Annotated in this window: 15 protein-coding genes, 1 tRNA gene and 1 pseudogene; 16 read left to right on the top strand and 1 reads right to left on the bottom strand. The window is 66.5% G+C overall.

Annotated features, from left to right (window positions below; translation table 11 throughout):
- The first annotated feature begins 14 nt into the window (after positions 1-14).
- The gene (gene carB, locus IPM20_05400) at positions 15-3,290 is read left to right on the top strand and encodes a carbamoyl-phosphate synthase large subunit (GenBank protein MBK9131060.1); all 3,276 of its coding nucleotides are present in this window, start codon (positions 15-17) and stop codon (positions 3,288-3,290) included.
- Positions 3,232-3,709: pseudogene (gene greA / locus IPM20_05395) on the top strand (transcription elongation factor GreA). Before carB ends, greA begins: the two are co-directional and overlap by 59 nt.
- Before the next feature lie 13 nt (positions 3,710-3,722).
- On the opposite strand, the gene yhbY reads toward greA, so the two are convergent.
- Entirely contained in the window at positions 3,723-4,022 is a 300-nt protein-coding gene (gene yhbY / locus IPM20_05390; GenBank protein ID MBK9131059.1) for a ribosome assembly RNA-binding protein YhbY, read from the bottom strand.
- A gap of 48 nt (positions 4,023-4,070) precedes the next feature.
- Here yhbY and rlmE point away from each other — a divergent pair, with 48 nt between their 5' ends.
- From rlmE to IPM20_05320, 14 genes are all read left to right on the top strand, one after another.
- A complete protein-coding gene (gene rlmE / locus IPM20_05385) occupies positions 4,071-4,694 on the top strand; it encodes a 23S rRNA (uridine(2552)-2'-O)-methyltransferase RlmE (protein MBK9131058.1) in 624 nt (207 codons plus the stop codon).
- Between the two features lie 106 nt (positions 4,695-4,800).
- A complete protein-coding gene (gene ftsH / locus IPM20_05380) occupies positions 4,801-6,720 on the top strand; it encodes an ATP-dependent zinc metalloprotease FtsH (protein MBK9131057.1) in 1,920 nt (639 codons plus the stop codon).
- Between the two features lie 126 nt (positions 6,721-6,846).
- The gene (gene folP, locus IPM20_05375) at positions 6,847-7,629 is read left to right on the top strand and encodes a dihydropteroate synthase (protein ID MBK9131056.1); all 783 of its coding nucleotides are present in this window, start codon (positions 6,847-6,849) and stop codon (positions 7,627-7,629) included.
- Positions 7,630-7,787: 158 nt separating this feature from the next.
- The gene (gene glmM, locus IPM20_05370) at positions 7,788-9,158 is read left to right on the top strand and encodes a phosphoglucosamine mutase (protein ID MBK9131055.1); all 1,371 of its coding nucleotides are present in this window, start codon (positions 7,788-7,790) and stop codon (positions 9,156-9,158) included.
- A gap of 115 nt (positions 9,159-9,273) precedes the next feature.
- Positions 9,274-10,038 (top strand): triose-phosphate isomerase, encoded by a 765-nt coding sequence (locus tag IPM20_05365; GenBank protein MBK9131054.1) that lies wholly within the window; start codon positions 9,274-9,276, stop codon positions 10,036-10,038.
- 41 nt (positions 10,039-10,079) lie between these two features.
- Positions 10,080-10,451: a preprotein translocase subunit SecG gene (gene secG / locus IPM20_05360; protein ID MBK9131053.1), complete on the top strand. Its 372-nt coding sequence runs from the start codon at positions 10,080-10,082 to the stop codon at positions 10,449-10,451.
- 63 nt (positions 10,452-10,514) lie between these two features.
- Positions 10,515-10,599: transfer RNA gene (locus IPM20_05355), tRNA-Leu, on the top strand.
- 269 nt (positions 10,600-10,868) lie between these two features.
- The gene (locus IPM20_05350) at positions 10,869-11,225 is read left to right on the top strand and encodes an NADH-quinone oxidoreductase subunit A (protein MBK9131052.1); all 357 of its coding nucleotides are present in this window, start codon (positions 10,869-10,871) and stop codon (positions 11,223-11,225) included.
- Complete coding sequence (locus tag IPM20_05345; GenBank protein MBK9131051.1) at positions 11,216-11,692, top strand: NADH-quinone oxidoreductase subunit B; 477 nt, start codon at positions 11,216-11,218, stop codon at positions 11,690-11,692. Before IPM20_05350 ends, IPM20_05345 begins: the two co-directional genes overlap by 10 nt.
- 6 nt (positions 11,693-11,698) lie before the next feature.
- The gene (locus tag IPM20_05340) at positions 11,699-12,331 is read left to right on the top strand and encodes an NADH-quinone oxidoreductase subunit C (GenBank protein MBK9131050.1); all 633 of its coding nucleotides are present in this window, start codon (positions 11,699-11,701) and stop codon (positions 12,329-12,331) included.
- Positions 12,324-13,577, top strand: a complete 1,254-nt coding sequence (locus IPM20_05335) for an NADH-quinone oxidoreductase subunit D (protein ID MBK9131049.1) — start codon at positions 12,324-12,326, stop codon at positions 13,575-13,577. Before IPM20_05340 ends, IPM20_05335 begins: the two co-directional genes overlap by 8 nt.
- Positions 13,577-14,080 (top strand): NAD(P)H-dependent oxidoreductase subunit E, encoded by a 504-nt coding sequence (locus tag IPM20_05330; protein ID MBK9131048.1) that lies wholly within the window; start codon positions 13,577-13,579, stop codon positions 14,078-14,080. The genes IPM20_05335 and IPM20_05330 overlap by 1 nt, the downstream gene beginning before the upstream one ends.
- Before the next feature lie 19 nt (positions 14,081-14,099).
- Positions 14,100-15,389, top strand: a complete 1,290-nt coding sequence (gene nuoF / locus IPM20_05325; protein ID MBK9131047.1) for an NADH-quinone oxidoreductase subunit NuoF — start codon at positions 14,100-14,102, stop codon at positions 15,387-15,389.
- On the top strand, positions 15,386-17,800 hold the full coding sequence (locus IPM20_05320; protein MBK9131046.1) for an NADH-quinone oxidoreductase subunit G: 2,415 nt from the start codon (positions 15,386-15,388) through the stop codon (positions 17,798-17,800). Before nuoF ends, IPM20_05320 begins: the two co-directional genes overlap by 4 nt.
- Positions 17,801-17,802: the final 2 nt, after the last annotated feature.

Raw genomic sequence — 17,802 nt, 5'->3', positions numbered from 1 at the left:
TTTGCTGAAAGAAAATGCCAAAACGTACTGATATAAAAAGTATTCTTATCATCGGCGCGGGGCCGATCGTGATCGGACAGGCGTGCGAGTTCGATTATTCGGGCGCGCAGGCCTGCAAGGCGCTGCGGGAGGAGGGCTACCGGGTCATCCTGGTCAATTCCAATCCGGCCACGATCATGACCGATCCGGGGCTGGCGGATGCCACCTATATCGAGCCGATCAACTGGCGCACGCTCGCCAGGATCATCGCGCAGGAGCGCCCCGACGCGCTGCTGCCCACGATGGGCGGCCAGACCGCGCTGAACTGCTCGCTCGACCTGGTGCGCGAGGGCGTGCTGGAGCAGTTTGGCGTGGAGATGATCGGCGCCTCGCGCGACGCCATCGACACCGCCGAGGATCGCGATCTGTTCCGCAAGGCGATGGCCGAGATCGGCCTGGCCTGCCCGCGCGCGGCCGTCGCCCACAGCATGGAAGAGGCCCTGCAGGTGCAGGCGCCGATCGGCTATCCGACCATCATCCGGCCGTCGTTCACGATGGGCGGCAGCGGCGGCGGCATCGCCTACAACCGCGAGGAATTCGTCGAGATCTGCGAGCGCGGCTTCGACCTGTCGCCGACCCACGAGCTGCTGATCGAGGAGTCGGTGCTGGGCTGGAAGGAATTCGAGATGGAGGTCGTGCGCGACCGCAATGACAACTGCATCATCGTGTGCTCCATCGAGAACCTGGACCCGATGGGCGTGCACACCGGCGATTCCATCACCGTCGCGCCGGCGCAGACCCTCACCGACAAGGAATACCAGCTGCTGCGCAACGCCTCCATCGCCGTGCTGCGCAAGATCGGTGTCGACACCGGCGGTTCCAATGTGCAATTCGCCATCAGCCCGGACGACGGGCGCTGCCTGGTGATCGAGATGAATCCGCGCGTGTCGCGCTCCTCGGCGCTGGCCTCCAAGGCGACCGGGTTCCCGATCGCCAAGGTCGCGGCCAAGCTCGCTGTCGGCTACACGCTGGACGAGCTGCGCAACGAAATCACCGGCGGCGCCAGCCCGGCCTCGTTCGAGCCCTCGATCGACTATGTGGTGACCAAGGTGCCGCGCTTTGCCTTCGAGAAGTTCCCCCAGGCGAAGCCGCTGCTGACCACGCAGATGAAGTCCGTGGGCGAAGTCATGGCGATGGGAAGGAATTTCCAGGAATCGCTGCAGAAGGCGCTGCGCGGACTGGAGACGGGTATCGACGGCCTGGACGAGATCGCCGACCTGTCCACGGAAGGCGCCGAGGCGGCCATCGTGCATCATCTGCGCACGCCGACGCCGGATCGCCTGCGTTACCTGGCCGATGCCTTCCGCAGCGGCATGGCGATCGAGCGCGTGCACGAACTCTGCCGCATCGACCCCTGGTTCCTGGTGCAGATCAAGGAACTGGTCGATCTCGAGAACGCCTTGCGCGGTCGCGCGCCGTCCGACCTCGATGCGGGCGCCCTGCGCGCGCTCAAGCGCAAGGGTTTTTCCGACCGCCGTCTGGCGCACCTGCTCGGGACGCGCGAGGACGAAGTGCGCGCGCTGCGCCACCGGCTCGGCGTGCGCCCGGTCTACAAGCGCGTGGATACCTGCGCGGCGGAGTTCGCCACCACCACGGCCTATCTCTACTCGAGCTATGACGAGGAGAGCGAGGCGGCGCCGACCGCGCGCGACAAGATCATGGTGCTGGGCGGCGGCCCCAACCGCATCGGCCAGGGCATCGAGTTCGACTACTGCTGCGTGCACGCCGCGCTCGCCCTGCGCGAGGACGGCTTCGAGACCATCATGGTCAACTGCAACCCCGAGACGGTGTCGACCGACTATGACACCTCCGACCGCCTGTACTTCGAGCCCCTCACGCTGGAAGACGTGCTGGAGATCATCGCGGTCGAGCAACCGCGCGGCATCATCGTGCAATACGGCGGGCAGACGCCGCTCAAGCTGGCGCGCGCACTGGAAGCGGCGGGCGCGCCCATCATCGGTACCACGCCGGACGCCATCGACCTGGCCGAGGACCGCGAACGTTTCCAGCAGTTGATCGAACGCCTCGGACTGCGCCAGCCGCCGAACCGCACCGCGCGCACGGTCGAGGCGGCGCTGGCCGCGGCGGCCGAGATCGGGTATCCGCTGGTGGTGCGGCCGTCCTACGTGCTCGGTGGCCGTGCCATGGAGATCGTCTACAACGAGGACGATCTGGCGCGCTACATGCGCACCGCGGTCTCCGTGTCGAACGAATCGCCGGTGCTGCTCGACCGCTTCCTCGACGACGCCATCGAGGTCGATGTCGACGCGGTCAGCGACGGCGCGGACGTGGTGATCGGCGGCATCATGGAACACATCGAGCAGGCCGGGGTGCATTCGGGCGATTCCGCCTGTTCGCTGCCGCCGTTCAGCCTGCCGGCCGCGTTGCAGGACGAGATGCGGCGCCAGGCCGAACTGCTCGCGCGCAGCCTCGGCGTGGTCGGCCTGATGAACATCCAGTTCGCCATCAAGGGCGCCGACATCTACGTGCTGGAGGTCAACCCGCGCGCCTCGCGCACCATCCCCTTCGTGTCCAAGGCCTGCGGCGTGTCGCTCGCCAAGGTGGGCGCGCGCTGCATGGCGGGCGCGACCCTCCGCGCCCAGGGCGTCACGCGCGAGATCGTGCCCCCGTTCTACTCGGTCAAGGAGGCGGTGTTCCCCTTCGCGAAGTTCCAGGGCGTGGACCCGATCCTGGGGCCGGAGATGAAATCCACCGGAGAGGTGATGGGCATCGGCCGGAGCTTCGCCGAGGCCTTCGCCAAGTCGCAGGCGGCGGCCGGCATCGATCTCCCGTCGGGCGGTAAGGCGTTCATCAGCGTGCGCGACGTCGACAAGGAGCGCGCCGTGTCCGTCGCGCGTGATCTCGTCGCGCTCGGTTTCGAGCTGCTCGCGACGGGCGGCACGGCCAAGACCCTTGAATCCGCAGGGGTGCCCTGTGCTAAAGTTATGAAGGTCGGCGAGGGGCGTCCCCACATCGCCGACATGATCAAGAACGACGAGATCAGCCTGATCATCAACACCACGGAAGGCAAGCAGGCGATCGCGGATTCCTATGAAATAAGGCGGGCGGCGCTGCAGCACAAGGTCACCTACACCACCACCATCGCCGGGGCCCGTGCCACCTGCATGGCGCTCAGGCAGTCGGGTGATTTCACGGTGAATGCCTTGCAGAAGCTGACGGAGTGGAATCTTTATGAACAAGGTACCGATGACGGTTCAGGGCGCCGAACGCCTGCGCCAGGAACTGCATGAACTGAAGACCGTGAAGCGCCCGCGCGTGATCCAGGCGATCGCCGAGGCGCGCGCGCACGGCGACCTGCAAGGAAAATGCCGAATACCACGCCGCGAAGGAGCAGCAGTCTTTCATCGAGGGACGCATCTCCGAACTGGAGGATAAGCTCGGCAACGCGGAGATCATCGACGTCCGCAGGCTCAATGCCGGCGGCAAGATCGTGTTCGGCGCCACCGTCGACCTGATCGACGAGGCCTCGGGCGAGGAAGCGACCTACCAGATCGTCGGCAACGACGAGGCGGACATCAAGGAGGGGAGGATCTCGCTCAGTTCCCCCATCGCGCGCGCGCTGATCGGCAAGGAAGAGGGCGACCTCGCCACGGTCCACGCGCCGGGCGGCGTCAAGAAATACGAGATCGTGGCGGTGCGCTACGTCTGACGCCGGGCGCCGCTCACTGCGCGACGGGCAGGACGATCAGCGGTTTCCGGGCCGGGCGGTACAGGACGGCGATGTGGCCGATGCTCTGCACCCAGGCGCAGCCGGTGGCGCGGCAGATCTCCTCCATCATCTCCCGGCGCGCTTCCCGGTCGGGGGCATTCAGTCTGACCTTCACCAGCTCATGATGGCCGAGTGCCTGCTCGATCTCGTTGACGACGGCGGGCGTCAGCCCGCGCTGTCCGGTGCTCACCACCGGCTTGCGCGCATGGGCGAGCGCGCGCAGGTGGGTCCGTTGTCGGGGGGTCAGTTCCATGGTGCGGGGCATTGTAATGGCAATCGGCGGTGATCGTAAGGTCCACACATGAAAAAAACCCCCAGTAGCCGGCGCTGGCTGCGCGAGCATCACAGCGACGCGTTCGTCCTCCAGGCGAAGAAGGAGGGCTACCGTTCGCGTGCCGCCTACAAGCTGCTCGAGATCGACCGGCGTGACCGTCTGTTCCGTCCCGGCATGGTGGTCCTCGATCTGGGGGCCGCGCCGGGCGGGTGGTCGCAGATCGCCGCGCGCCGTGTCGGTCCCAAGGGCCGCGTGGTCGCGCTCGACCGCCTGGCCATGCCGCCGCTGCCCGGAGTCGAGTTCCACCAGGGTGACATCGATGATGAGGAATGCATGGATAAGATATTGAAAAGCCTGGACGGCCGGGGCATCGACCTTGTAATTTCCGACATGGCGCCCAATATCAGTGGGGTGGACGCAATCGATCAGCCGCGCTCCCTCTATCTGGCGGAACTGGCGCTGGAGGTGGCGCGTAAAGTTCTCCATCCGGGGGGCGATATGCTGATTAAGATGTTCCAGGGGGCGGGGCTGGATGATTATATAAAGGAGCTGCGTCGTTCGTTCCGCAAAGTGATCCATCGCAAACCCCAGGCCTCGCGCGCGCGTTCCCGCGAGGTGTATGTCCTGGGACGGGATTTCCACCGCGAGTGACGCCGGCCGCACGGTTGGTTAATGCGGTCAAAGCAAGTAAGATGGAACAGGCGGACGGACAGGTCCGGCGCAACAGTATCCGGGGAGATACAGGACATTGAGTGACATGGCGAAAAATATCATCCTGTGGGTCGTGATCGCGGTCGTGCTGATCTCGGTATTCAACAACTTCAGTCCGCCGCAGGTCAGTTCGCAGCAGATCCCCTATTCCGAATTCATCCAGCGCGTCGAGAACGGCGAGATCAAGGAGGTCGTGATCGACGATCGCACCATCCACGGCTCGACGCAGGGCGGCGAAAAGTTCTCCACCTATAGCCCGGGCGATCCCGGCCTCGTGGGCGACCTGCTCGACAACAAGGTGCTGATCCAGGCGCGGCCGCGCGAGCAGCAGAGCGTGCTGATGCAGATCTTCATTTCCTGGTTCCCCATGCTGCTGCTGATCGCGGTGTGGATCTTCTTCATGCGCCAGATGCAGGGCGGGGGCGGCGGGCGCGGCGCCATGTCCTTCGGCCGCAGCCGCGCGCGCATGCTCGGCGAGGATCAGGTCAAGGTGACCTTCGCCGATGTCGCCGGCGTGGAGGAGGCCAAGGAAGAGGTCGTCGAACTGGTCGAGTTCCTGCGCGACCCCAGCAAGTTCCAGAAGCTCGGCGGCAAGATCCCGCGCGGCGTGCTGATGGTCGGCTCGCCGGGTACCGGCAAGACGCTGCTCGCCAAGGCGATCGCCGGCGAGGCCAAGGTGCCGTTCTTCACCATTTCCGGCTCCGACTTTGTCGAGATGTTCGTCGGCGTCGGCGCGGCACGCGTGCGCGACATGTTCGAGCAGGCCAAGAAGCACGCCCCCTGCATCATCTTCATCGACGAGATCGACGCGGTCGGCCGCCATCGCGGCGCCGGCCTCGGCGGTGGCCATGACGAACGCGAGCAGACCCTCAACCAGCTGCTGGTCGAGATGGACGGCTTCGAGGGCAACGAGGGCGTGATCGTCATCGCGGCGACCAACCGTCCCGACGTGCTCGACCCGGCGCTGCTGCGCCCGGGCCGCTTCGACCGCCAGGTCGTGGTGCCGCTGCCCGACATCCGCGGCCGCGAGCAGATCCTCAAGGTGCACATGCGCAAGGTGCCGATCAGCGACGACGTCGAGCCCGCCATCATCGCGCGCGGCACGCCCGGCTTCTCCGGCGCCGATCTCGCCAACCTGGTGAACGAGGCCGCGCTGTTCGCCGCCCGCGCCAACAAGCGCACGGTCGACATGATCGATTTCGAGAAGGCCAAGGACAAGGTCATGATGGGCGCCGAGCGCCGCTCGATGGTGATGAGCGACGAGGAGAAGCGCCTGACCGCCTATCACGAGTCCGGCCACGCCATCGTCGGCCGCCTGGTGCCGGCGCACGATCCGGTGCACAAGGTGACCATCATCCCGCGCGGCCGTGCCTTGGGTCTCACCATGTTCCTGCCCGAGGAAGACCGCTACAGCTACAGCAAGCAGCGGCTGGAGAGCCAGATCTCCAGCATGTTCGGCGGGCGTATCGCCGAGGAACTGATCTTCGGGGCCGATGCCGTCACCACCGGCGCCTCCAACGATATCAAGCGCGCGACGGATATCGCCCGCAACATGGTCACCAAGTGGGGTCTGTCCGAGAAGCTCGGCCCGCTGACCTACAGCGAGGAGGAGGGCGAGGTGTTTCTCGGCCATTCCGTGACGCAGCACAAGAACGTCTCGGACGAGACCGCGCACGCGATCGACAAGGAGATCCGCGCGTTCATCGACCGCAACTACGAGCGGTCGCGCCGGATCCTGACCGAGAACATCGACAAGCTGCACGCCATGGCCGAGGCGCTCATCAAGTACGAGACCATCGACAGCCAGCAGATCGACGACATCATGAAGGGCAAGGAACCGCGTCCGCCGCGCGACTGGGGCCGCTACGAAGGACCCAAGGCCGGGCCGGGCGTGAGCGGCGAGAAGTCCGGGGAAAAGGACAAGCCGGCCGACGGCGCCATCGGCGGGCCGGCGGGGCAGCACTGACGGGCTGAGCTTCATGCGCGCGGCGCGCGAACGGCGTGGCTGCGGCCGATGACGGACGCCAGCCCGCGTACGGGCCGAATGCTGGACTGCGGCGACCGCCGGCTCGACCTGACCCGGCCCGCGGTCATGGGCATACTCAATATCACCCCCGATTCCTTCTCGGACGGGGGTGATTTTTTTTCGGTGGACGCGGCGCTGGCCCAGGCCCGGCGCATGGCCGCGGAAGGCGCGGCGATCATCGATGTCGGCGGCGAATCGACCCGCCCCGGCGCGGCGGCCGTGAACGAGGCGGAGGAGATCCGGCGCGTCGTTCCGGTGATCGCGGCCATACGCGCGGCCGTCCCCGCCCTGGTCGTCTCGATCGATACCAGCAAGCCCGCGGTGATGCGCGCGGCGGTCGCCGCCGGCGCCGGACTGATCAACGACGTGCGGGCGCTGCGTGAGCCTGATGCGCTGGAAGTCGCGCGCGAGCTCGGCGTGCCGGTGTGTCTGATGCACATGCAGGGCGAGCCGCGCACCATGCAGCAGGCGCCGCGCTACGACGACGTGGCGCGCGAGGTGATGGAGTTCCTGGCCGCGCGCATCGAGGCCTGCCTGCGCGCCGGCATCCCGCGCGCCCGGCTGCTGATCGATCCGGGTTTCGGCTTCGGCAAGAGCGCGGTCCACAACCTGCAGTTGCTGCGCCGGCTCGACCGTTTCCGCGCGCTGGACTGTCCGCTGCTGGTCGGCCTGTCGCGCAAGTCGCTGATCGGGACGGTGCTCGGGCATCCGGTCGAGGATCGGCTTTATGGTAGTATCGCCCTTGCGACCATGGCGCTGTGGCAGGGAGCCGCCATCGTGCGCGCGCACGACGTCGGTCCGACCGTGGACGCGGCGCGGCTGTATACCGCGGTGATGGAGAGTGACTAGGTATTATGGGGACGGATTTGAAATCCGTCCCCCAACACCGCCGGAGGGGACAGATTTCACAATCTGTCCCCGGGTTAATGGGGACGGATTACAAATCCGTCTCGGGTTCAGCGATTTTGATTGAGGAGGCTGGGACGGATTTTAAATCTGTCCCCGATATGAGCAGCCGGCGTTATTTCGGTACGGACGGCATCCGCGGGCGGGTGGGCAGGGAGCCCATCACCGCCGATTTCGTCCTCAAGCTGGGCTGGGCGGCCGGCCGGGTGCTGGCGTCGCGCCAGCATGGCAAGGTGCTGATCGGAAAAGACACCCGCATCTCGGGCTACATGTTCGAGTCCGCCCTGCAGGCCGGCCTGTCGGCCGCCGGGGTCGACATCCTGCTGCTCGGCCCGATGCCGACCCCGGCGATCGCCTATCTGACGCGCACCCTGCACGCGCAGGCCGGCATCGTGATCAGCGCCTCGCACAACCCCTACTATGACAACGGCATCAAGTTCTTTTCCGCGCGCGGGCACAAGCTGCCGGACGAGACCGAGATGGCGATCGAGGCGATGCTGGACGAACCGATGGTGACGCGCGATTCCGCCGAGCTCGGCAAGGCGGAGCGGGTGGTGGACGCGGCCGGACGCTACATCGAATTCTGCAAGAGCACGATCTCCTCGGGCATCGAACTGCGCGGGCTGAAGATCGTGGTCGACTGCGCACACGGTGCCACCTATCACGTCGCGCCAAGCGTGTTCAGCGAACTGGGCGCCGAGGTGATCCGCATCGGCGCGTCCCCGAACGGACTCAACATCAATGATCAATGCGGCGCCACCCGGCCGCAGACCATCCAGGCCGCCGTGCTGGAGCACAAGGCCGATCTCGGCATCGCGCTCGACGGCGACGGCGACCGCGTCATCATGGTCGATCACTGCGGCGAAGCGGTGGACGGCGACGAGTTGCTGTACATCATCACGCGCGCGCGCCTGAAGGCGGGGCAGGAGATCGCCACGACGGTCGGTACCGTGATGAGCAACCTGGGGCTGGAGCATGCGCTGACGGAGCTGGGCGTGGAGCTGAAGCGGGCGCCGGTCGGCGACCGTTATGTCATGGACCTGCTGCTGCAGGGCGGCTGGACGCTGGGCGGGGAGTCTTCCGGCCACATCATCTGCCTTGATCGCACCACCACCGGCGACGGCATCGTCGCCGCGCTGCAGGTGCTCGAGTTCATGGTGCGCTCCGGCTGCACCCTGCACGAGCTGAAGGCCGGCATGAGCAAGTACCCGCAGCACATGATCAACGTCCCGATCGAGAAGGGCTTCAATCATGCGCGCTCGCCGGCCGTCACGGCCGCCGTCGCCGAGGCGGAATCCGCGCTGGGCAGCCAGGGTCGCCTGCTGCTGCGCCCCTCCGGCACCGAGCCGGTGGTGCGTGTGATGGTGGAGGGGACGGATCCGCAGCAGGTCAAGGCCATCGCGCAGCGCCTGGCGACGGTCATCGGCGAGGAACAGGCGCGCCAGTCCGGCGGCCGCGCCGGTCAGGTCTGAACCCGGTCCGGGCTTCCCCATTTTCCTCACTTCCCTGATTTGATTTATTCGGGCGGGGGCGGTAAGCTTCAGCGTTTTCCGCTGACTCGACGCCTTTTGTTATTGGGGTTTATCGATGCGACGACCGCTGGTTGCCGGCAACTGGAAGATGAATGGCTCGCGGGCAGGGAACAAGGGCCTGCTTGATGCCGTGCGCGCGGGCGCCGCGCAGACTCCGGGCGTGGACATCGCGGTGTGCCCGCCGTTCGTCTATCTGGCGGATGTCGAGGCCGCTCTCGCGGGCGGCGCCGTCGCCTGGGGCGGCCAGAACCTGTGCCAGGAGACCGGGGCGGGCGCCTTCACCGGCGAGATCTCCGGCGCGATGCTGCGCGATTTCGGTTGCCGCTACGTCATCATCGGCCATTCCGAGCGCCGCACCCTGTACGGCGAGAGCGACGCGGCGGTGGCGCGGAAATTCCTCGCCGCGAATGCCGCGGGGCTGATCCCCGTCGTGTGCGTCGGCGAGCTGCTGGAAGAGCGCGAGGCCGGTACGACGGAGGCCGTCATCGCGCGCCAGCTCGACGCCGTGCTCGATACGGCGGGCGACACGGGTGCGCTGGAGCGCGCCGTCATCGCCTACGAACCGGTGTGGGCGATCGGCACCGGCCGCACGGCGACGCCGGCGCAGGCGCAGGAAGTGCACGACTTCATCCGCCGCCGCGTGGCGGGGCGGGACAAGCGCGCGGCGTCCGCGCTGCGCATTCTGTACGGCGGCAGCGTGAAAGGATCGAATGCCGCGGAGCTGTTCGCGATGGCGGATATCGACGGCGGGCTGATCGGCGGCGCCTCGCTGAAGGCGGAAGAATTTCTGGAGATCTGCCGGGCGGCGCAGTCCGCCTGAGATTTCCGGCGCGATTGCGCCATTGCATACGGGTGAATGAAATGTTGCCGTTCCTGATTGTGTTGCACATCCTGATCGCCGTCGCGCTGGTCGGCCTGGTCCTGGTCCAGCGCGGTCGCGGCGCCGACATTGGCGCGGCCTTCGGCAGCGGCGCGTCGCAAACGGTATTCGGCGCGCGCGGTTCGGCTTCCTTCCTGACGCGGGCCACCGCAATCCTGGCCACGCTGTTTTTCATTTCCAGTCTGGCGCTGGCCTATTTCTACAGCCAGAAGACCGAGCGCCGAAGCGTGACGGAGCTGACGGCGCCGGTATCCAGTGATGAAACTCCCGCCGGCCCGGCCGACCTTCCGAGCCTGCCGGACGATCCGTCCTCGATGCCGGGGGAAGCGCCCGACCAGAGCGGGCAGCAGTAAGCAGCAACAGACGGGTTCCTGAGCGGAGCCCGCCACGCGCGCCGTGCGCCGCGTGAACGAATTGCCGATGTGGTGAAATTGGTAGACACGCTATCTTGAGGGGGTAGTGGCGCAAGCCGTGCCGGTTCGAGTCCGGCCATCGGCACCATTTGCGGGGCTTCACTCCTGAATCTCCCGCGCTAGTTAAATACCTTCGTATTTACCTGTTTATCCAGATAATTCCGGATTGTTTCCGGCTTGACACCGCGTAAAGCGCTGGCCTAGACTGGGCAGCTCTGGTGCGCAAATACTGCGGCCAAACATAATAAAAAACGCAGTCCAGTCCATTTGCAGGGGGGAGTCATCTTCGAGAGGTGAGCCGTAAGCCGGTGCGCCTCGGCGCAGGGTCATCCGGGCCTTAAGAATCCGACTGTATTCATGCTGGAAAATTATCTGCCAATACTGGTTTTCCTCGTTCTGGGGCTGTTCTTCGGAATCGCGCCCATGATCGCGGGCTTCGTGCTGGCGCCGAACCGCCCCGACAGTGAAAAACTGTCGCCCTACGAGTGCGGCTTCGAGGCGTTCGAGGATTCGCGCATGAAGTTCGACGTGCGCTACTACCTGGTCGCCATCCTGTTCATCATCTTCGACCTCGAGATCGCCTTCCTGTTTCCCTGGGCCGTGGTGCTCGATGAGATCGGTATGTTCGGCTTCATCGCGATGGTCGTGTTCCTGGCCATTCTCGTCATCGGCTTCATCTACGAGTGGAAGAAGGGTGCGCTGGAATGGGAATAGAAGGGGTCTTCAAGGAAGGAGTGGTTACCACCACCGCCGACAAGCTGATCAACTGGGCGCGCACCGGCTCGCTGTGGCCGATGACCTTCGGGCTGGCCTGCTGCGCCGTCGAGATGATGCATGCCGGCGCCGCGCGCTACGATCTCGACCGTTTCGGGGTGGTGTTCCGGCCGAGTCCGCGCCAGTCCGATGTCATGATCGTCGCCGGCACCCTGGTCAACAAGATGGCGCCGGCGCTGCGCAAGGTCTACGACCAGATGAGCGAGCCGCGCTGGGTGATCTCGATGGGCTCGTGCGCCAACGGGGGCGGCTACTACCACTACTCCTATTCCGTGGTGCGCGGCTGCGACCGCATCGTGCCGGTCGATATCTACGTCCCGGGCTGCCCGCCGACGGCGGAGGCGCTGCTGTACGGCGTCATCCAGCTGCAGAACAAGATCAAGCGCACCAATACGATCGCCCGCTGATCCGCCATGACCGATTCCCCGATCCATTCCCCCGAGACATTGAGCGAACGCCTGCGCCGGCGCTTCGCCGACGAGCTCGTTTCCTGTGACCTCGCGCTCGGCGAGCTGACCGCCGAGGTCGCGCCGGGGCGCCTCATGGCGGTGTGCCGGGCGCTGCACGACGAGCCGGAATTCAGCTTCAAGCTGCTGATCGACCTGTGCGGCGTCGATTACCTGGATTATGGCGACGGCAGCCGCGGCGGGCCGCGCTATGCCGTCGTCTATCATCTGCTGTCCATCGACCACAATCAGCGCCTCCGCCTGCGCGTGCGGCTCGACGACGAGTATCCGCGGGTGAGTTCCGTGATCGAGGTGTGGGCGTCGGCGAACTGGTACGAGCGCGAGGCCTTCGATCTGTTCGGCATCCTGTTCGACGGCCATCCCGACCTGCGCCGCATCCTCACCGACTACGGCTTCATCGGCCATCCGTTCCGCAAGGATTTCCCGCTCTCGGGCAATGTCGAGATGCGCTACGATCCGGAGAAGAAGCGCGTGATCTACGAGCCGGTGAGCATCGAACCGCGCATCAACATACCGAAGGTGATCCGTCACGATCACCGCTACCTGGTCAGGAACGGAACGGCGCGCGAAAATGGCTGAGATCCGCAACTACACCATGAATTTCGGTCCCCAGCATCCGTCCGCGCACGGCGTGCTGCGGCTGGTGCTCGAGCTGGACGGCGAGGTGATCGAACGCGCCGATCCCCACATCGGGCTGTTGCACCGCGCCACCGAGAAGCTGGCCGAGACCAAGCCCTACAACCAGAGCATCGGCTACATGGACCGGCTCGATTACGTGTCGATGATGTGCAACGAGCACGGCTACGTGCTGGCGATCGAGAAGCTGCTCGGGATGGAGCCGCCGCTGCGCGCGCAGTACATCCGCGTCATGTACGCCGAGATCACCCGCATCCTGAACCATCTGCTGTGGGTCGGCGCGCACGCGCTCGACATCGGCGCGATGACGGTGTTCCTGTACGCGTTCCGCGAGCGCGAGGATCTGCTCGACTGCTACGAGGCGGTGTCGGGGGCGCGCATGCACGCGACCTACCTGCGCCCCGGCGGCGTCTACCGCGACCTGCCGCCGAACATGCCGCAGTATCGTGAATCGCAGTGGCACAATGCGAAGGAGACCGCGGCGCGGAACCGCGACCGCCAGGGCTCCCTGCTGGATTTTCTCGAGGCCTTCACCGCGCGTTTCCCCGGCTACGTCGACGAGTACGAGACCCTGTTGACCGACAACCGGATCTGGAAGCAGCGCACGGTCGGCATCGGCGTGGTGAGCCCGGAGCGGGCGCTCCAGCTCGGCTTCACCGGCCCCATGCTGCGCGGTTCCGGTATCGAGTGGGACCTGCGCAAGAAGCAGCCCTACGAGGTGTACGACCGCCTCGATTTCGATGTTCCGGTGGGCGTGGAGGGCGACTGCTACGATCGCTATCTGGTGCGGGTCGAGGAGATGCGGCAGTCCAATCGCATCATCCGCCAGTGCATCGACTGGCTGCGCGCGAACCCCGGTCCGGTCATGATCGACGACCACAAGGTCATGCCGCCGCGGCGCGCCGAGATGAAGGGCGACATGGAGGCGCTGATCCACCACTTCAAGCTGTTCACCGAGGGGTACTGCGTGCCGGCGGGCGAGGCCTACGCGGCGGTCGAGCACCCCAAGGGTGAGTTCGGCGTGTACATCGTCTCCGACGGTTCCAACAAGCCGTACCGGCTCAAGATCCGCGCGCCCGGTTTCGCCCACATCTCCGCGCTCGACGAGATGTGCCGCGGCCACATGATCGCGGACGTGGTGGCCATCATCGGGACCCAGGACATCGTATTCGGGGAGGTCGACCGCTGATGAGCGGCAAGGAAAGCAAACGGGATCTGATCTCGGCGCACGCGCGCGGCGAAATCGAGGCATGGCTCGCCAAGTATCCGGCCGATCGCAGGCGTTCCGCGCTGCTGCCCGCCCTCAGCATCGTGCAGGAGCAGAACGGCGGCTGGCTCAGCACCGAACTGATGGACGCGGTGGCGGAGTATCTGGGGCTGCCGCCGATCGCGGTATACGAGGTGGCGAGCTTCTACAGCATGTTCGAGCTGGAACCGGTCGGACGGCACATGGTATCGGTGTGCAATAATATTTCCTGCATGCTGTGCGGCGCCGACGATATCATCAAGCACATCGAGCGCAAGTATGGCGTCAAGACCGGCGGCACGACGGCCGACGGCAGGTTCACCCTCAAGCGCGAGGAAGAGTGCCTGGCCGCGTGCTGCGGGGCTCCGATGATGGCCGTCGACGGCCATTACCACGAGAACCTGACGCCGGAGCAGGTCGATGCCGTGCTGGGCGCGTTGAAGTGATGCGGCGGGGAGCGATGTGATGGCCAACGAAGTCTGCTTTCGAACCCTGAAACACGCCGTCCCGTGGTCGCTCGAGACCTATCTGAAGGAAGACGGCTACCAGGCCTGGAAAAAGGTGCTCTCCGAGCGCATACCGCCCGAGGAGATCATCAACGAGTTGAAGAAATCGGCGCTGCGCGGCCGTGGCGGCGCGGGATTCCCGACCGGCCTCAAATGGAGCTTCATGCCGCGCAATTCGCCCGCGCAGAAATACATCGTCTGCAATTCGGACGAAAGCGAGCCCGGCACCTGCAAGGACCGCGACATCCTCCGCTTCAACCCGCACGCGCTGATCGAGGGCATGGCCATCGCGGGTTACGCGATCGGGGCCACGGTCGGCTTCAACTACATGCGCGGCGAATTTCACCACGAGCCCTATGAGCGATTCGAGGCGGCGCTGAAGGAGGCCCGCGCGGCCGGCCTGATCGGCAGGAACATCCTCGGCTCGGGCGTGGATTTCGAGCTGCACTCGCATCTCGGCGCGGGCGCCTACATCTGCGGCGAGGAGACCGCCCTGCTCGAGTCGCTCGAGGGCAAGAAGGGCCAGCCGCGCTTCAAGCCGCCGTTCCCGGCCAACTTCGGCCTCTACGGCTGCCCGACCACGATCAACAATACCGAGACACTGGCCTCGGTGCCGTCCATCATCCACAACGGCGGCGAGTGGTTCCTCAATCTCGGCAAACCCAACAACGGCGGCGTGAAGATCTTTTCGGTGTCGGGGCACGTCAACCGGCCCGGCAATTACGAAGTGCCGATGGGCACGCCGTTCCGGGATCTGCTCGAAATGGCGGGCGGCGTGCGCTCGGGCCGCAAGCTCAAGGCCGTGATCCCCGGGGGCTCCTCCATGCCGGTGATGCCGGCGGACGTCATCATGGAGTGCAATATGGACTACGACTCGCTGTCCAAGGCCGGTTCGGCGCTGGGCTCCGGCGGCGTGATCGTGATGGATGACTCGACCTGCATGGTGAACGCCCTGCTGCGCATCTCACGCTTCTATTACGCGGAATCCTGCGGTCAGTGCACGCCGTGCCGCGAAGGCACCGGGTGGCTGTGGCGCGTGGTCAAGCGCATCGAGGAAGGGGCCGGCCGGGCGGAGGACCTCGAACTGCTGCGCAAGACCGCCGGGCGCATCGAGGGGCGCACCATCTGCGCCTTCGGCGACGCCGCCGCGTGGCCGGTGCAGAGTTTCCTCAAGCACTTCCACGACGAGTTCGAATACCACATCAGGCATAAGCGCTGCCTGGTCGGCGCGGCGGAGCGGGCGGCATGACGGCGGCGACGGAACAGGCGCAGGACCCGAACGCGGTCAACCTGACCATCGACGGCGTGCGGTGCAAGGCCCGCCGTGGCGACATGATCATCGAGGCGGCGGACGCCGCCGGCATCATCATCCCGCGCTTCTGTTACCACAAGAAACTGTCCATCGCGGCCAACTGCCGCATGTGTCTCATCGAGGTGGAGAAGGTCCCCAAGCCCTTGCCCGCCTGCGCCACCCCGGTGGCGGAGGGGATGAACGTCCTGACCCGCTCGCCCAAGGCGATCGAGGCGCAGAAGGGCACGATGGAATTCCTCCTCATCAATCATCCGCTCGACTGCCCGATCTGCGACCAGGGCGGCGAGTGCGAGTTGCAGGAGATGTCGATCGGCTACGGTTCCGACCGCTCCGAGTACGCCGAGGCCAAGCGTGTCGTCAAGGACAAGGATATCGGTCCGCTGATCGAGACCGAGATGACGCGCTGCATCCATTGCACGCGCTGCGTGCGTTTCGGCGACGAGATCGCCGGGCTGCGCGAGCTCGGCGCCACCGGGCGCGGCGAGAACATGCGCATCGGCACCTATATCGAGAAGGCGGTCGGTTCCGAACTGTCGGGCAACGTCATCGACCTGTGTCCGGTCGGCGCGCTCACCTCGAAGCCGTTCCGCTACACGGCGCGCGCCTGGGAGATGCAGCGGCGGCCGTCGGTGGCGCCGCACGACTGCGTCGGGTCCAATCTCACCCTGCTCACGCGCGGCCAGAAGGTCATGCGCGCGGATCCGCGCGAGAATGAGGCGGTCAACGAATGCTGGATCTCCGACCGCGACCGCTACAGCTACCAGGCGCTGGGCGGCCCCGAGCGCCTGCTTCGGCCGATGGTCAAGCGCGACGGGCGCTGGCGGGAGACCGACTGGAACGATGCGCTCGCGTTCGCGCGCGACCGCCTGCGCCAGGTCATCGAGGCGCACGGTCCGGGCGCGTTCGGCACCCTGATCTCGCCCTCGGCGACGCTGGAGGAACTGTACCTGGCGCAGCGCCTCACGCGCAGCCTGGGCAGCCAAAACGTCGATCACCGCCTGCGCCAGGTCGATTTCCGAGACCAGGACTTCGCGCCCGTGTTCCCCTGGCTGGGCCAGTCCCTGGCCGAGTTGCAGGACGTCGACGCCGCGCTGCTGGTCGGCGCCTGGCCGCGCAAGGAGCAGCCGCTGGTCTCGCATCGCCTGCGCAAGGCCGCGCTGCATGGCGCCGCCGTGATGTGCGTCAATCCGGTGGCCTACGATTTCAATTTCCCGCTGGCGGCCAACCTCGCCGCCGGCCCGGCCGGCATGGAGCGCCACCTCGCGGCGATTGCCCGCGCGCTCTTCGTCGAGAAGGGCCGGGAGCCGTCGGACGAATTCGCCCGCGCGCTGGGCGCCGCCACCGTGCAGGATTCGCATCGCGCCATCGCCGAACGCCTGGCGGCGGCGCAGCGCGGCACTGTTCTGCTCGGTATGACCGCCTTCATGCATCCGGCCTTCGCCAGCCTGCAGTCGCTCGCGCGCCTGATCGCGCACGGGGCCGGCTTCACATACGGGTATCTCGCCGAGGGCGGCAACGCCGCCGGTGCATGGCTCGCCGGCGCGGTGCCGCACCGCGAGGCGGCGGGCGCGCGCGCGGTGAAACCGGGGCTGCCGGCGGCGCAGATGTTCGCCGCGCCGTTGAAGGGCTTCCTGCTGCACGGCGTCGAGCCCGAATTCGACGCCGCCGCGCCGGCCGCTGCGGTGGCCGCGCTCAAGGCGGCGGAATGTGTCGTCGCGCTGACCGCGTTCAAGGGCGGGGCGATGCAGGAATACGCCGATGTGCTGCTGCCGGTGTCTCCCTTCAGCGAGACCTCGGGCACCTTCGTCAACGGCGAAGGCCGCTGGCAGAGCTTCGCCGCCGCGGTGGCGCCGGCGGGCGAGGCGCGGCCGGGCTGGAAGGTGCTGCGCGTGCTCGGCAACCTGTTCGAACTGAACGGCTTCGATTACATGTCGTCCGAGGACGTGCGCGAGGAGCTGCGGCAGCAGGTCGGCGATCTGGCGCCGTCGAATTACGCGACCGGATCGTTCGCGCCGCCGGCCGCCGGCACCGATCCGATGCTGACGCGGGTCGCTTACGTGCCGATCTACGCGACCGACCCGATTGTGCGGCGCGCGGACGCGCTGCAACAGACCGCCGACGCGCGTGGTCTGGCGGTCGCCGCGCTGAACGCCGCGACCGCCGGCCGTCTCGGCCTGCGGGCCGGCATGTCCGCACGCTTCCGCCAGGACGGCGGCGAGGCCGAACTGCCGGTGGCGATCGACGAAGCGGTACCGGAGGGATGCGTGCTGATCCCCGCCGCGCTGCCGGAAACCGCTGCCCTGGGCGCGGCCTTCGGGCCCCTCGGTCTGCTGACGGGACGGGAGTAGGG

The organism is Gammaproteobacteria bacterium, from assembly GCA_016716465.1.
Lineage (GTDB): Bacteria > Pseudomonadota > Gammaproteobacteria > SZUA-140 > SZUA-140 > JADJWH01.
This window is presented reverse-complemented; position numbering and strand designations above follow the sequence as displayed.

Excerpts from the sequence above, each read along its gene's own strand:
- carB (MBK9131060.1), top strand. The coding sequence starts at position 15 with ATGCCAAAACGTACTGATATAAAAAGTATTCTTATCATCGGCGCGGGG.
- yhbY (MBK9131059.1), bottom strand. The coding sequence starts at position 4,022 with ATGGAACTGACCCCCCGACAACGGACCCACCTGCGCGCGCTCGCCCAT.
- rlmE (MBK9131058.1), top strand. The coding sequence starts at position 4,071 with ATGAAAAAAACCCCCAGTAGCCGGCGCTGGCTGCGCGAGCATCACAGC.
- ftsH (MBK9131057.1), top strand. The coding sequence starts at position 4,801 with ATGGCGAAAAATATCATCCTGTGGGTCGTGATCGCGGTCGTGCTGATC.
- folP (MBK9131056.1), top strand. The coding sequence starts at position 6,847 with ATGGGCATACTCAATATCACCCCCGATTCCTTCTCGGACGGGGGTGAT.
- glmM (MBK9131055.1), top strand. The coding sequence starts at position 7,788 with ATGAGCAGCCGGCGTTATTTCGGTACGGACGGCATCCGCGGGCGGGTG.
- IPM20_05365 (MBK9131054.1), top strand. The coding sequence starts at position 9,274 with ATGCGACGACCGCTGGTTGCCGGCAACTGGAAGATGAATGGCTCGCGG.
- secG (MBK9131053.1), top strand. The coding sequence starts at position 10,080 with ATGTTGCCGTTCCTGATTGTGTTGCACATCCTGATCGCCGTCGCGCTG.
- IPM20_05350 (MBK9131052.1), top strand. The coding sequence starts at position 10,869 with ATGCTGGAAAATTATCTGCCAATACTGGTTTTCCTCGTTCTGGGGCTG.
- IPM20_05345 (MBK9131051.1), top strand. The coding sequence starts at position 11,216 with ATGGGAATAGAAGGGGTCTTCAAGGAAGGAGTGGTTACCACCACCGCC.
- IPM20_05340 (MBK9131050.1), top strand. The coding sequence starts at position 11,699 with ATGACCGATTCCCCGATCCATTCCCCCGAGACATTGAGCGAACGCCTG.
- IPM20_05335 (MBK9131049.1), top strand. The coding sequence starts at position 12,324 with ATGGCTGAGATCCGCAACTACACCATGAATTTCGGTCCCCAGCATCCG.
- IPM20_05330 (MBK9131048.1), top strand. The coding sequence starts at position 13,577 with ATGAGCGGCAAGGAAAGCAAACGGGATCTGATCTCGGCGCACGCGCGC.
- nuoF (MBK9131047.1), top strand. The coding sequence starts at position 14,100 with ATGGCCAACGAAGTCTGCTTTCGAACCCTGAAACACGCCGTCCCGTGG.
- IPM20_05320 (MBK9131046.1), top strand. The coding sequence starts at position 15,386 with ATGACGGCGGCGACGGAACAGGCGCAGGACCCGAACGCGGTCAACCTG.